Below are 639 nucleotides of genomic sequence, written 5' to 3' on the forward strand. Positions count from 1 at the left end.
GGCCCGCCACATCTGCTCGTTGCCGGGCGAGATTTCGATGACCTTGTTGAGGAAGCCGAAATCGACGCAGATATAGGCGAGCACCGCCCAGGCAAGCGCGGCGGTGGCCGGGAACATCGAGGTTCCCTTGACGACGAACAGGATGGTCAGGAACAGCGCCAAGAGGCCGGCGATGCCGATGACGATGCCGCGGAACAGCGTGTAGGAATTGACCGAGTCCTTGTAGGATTCCGGGTCCCACAGATAGACCTGCGGCAGCTTGGGCGAGGCGAGCTCGGCGATGAAGGTGACGACCGTTCCGGGGTTGAGCGTCACTCGGAACACATCGGCGTCGGGGCTGGTCTGGCGGTCGAGCGCGAAGCCTTCGCTGGGCGTGATCGCCGCGATGCGCGTCGAGCCGAGATCGGGCCAGAAGATACCGGAATTCACCAGGCGGAAATGCGGCGCGACGATCAGCCTGTCGAGCTGCTGGTCGGTGGTGTTGGCGAGCGCGAACACCGCCCAGTCGCCGGTCGAGCGCGCGTCATTGGCCTCGACCTCGATGCGCCGCACGATGCCGTCGGGGCCGGGCGCGGTCGAGACCTGGAAATTCTCGCCCTGGTTCCGGTAGATCTCGACTGCGCCCGAAAGGTCGAGCGC

At 65.4% G+C, this 639-nt stretch carries 1 protein-coding gene; it reads right to left on the reverse strand.

Annotation, left to right across the window (positions count from 1 at the left end; all coding sequences use genetic code 11):
• On the reverse strand, nucleotides 1-639 hold a 639-nt coding region (locus EOA60_RS36085), incomplete at both ends, for a 7TM-DISM domain-containing protein (protein ID WP_281060825.1).

The sequence above is a fragment of the Mesorhizobium sp. M1A.F.Ca.IN.020.06.1.1 genome (assembly GCF_004023265.1).
Taxonomy (GTDB): Bacteria; Pseudomonadota; Alphaproteobacteria; order Rhizobiales; family Rhizobiaceae; genus Mesorhizobium.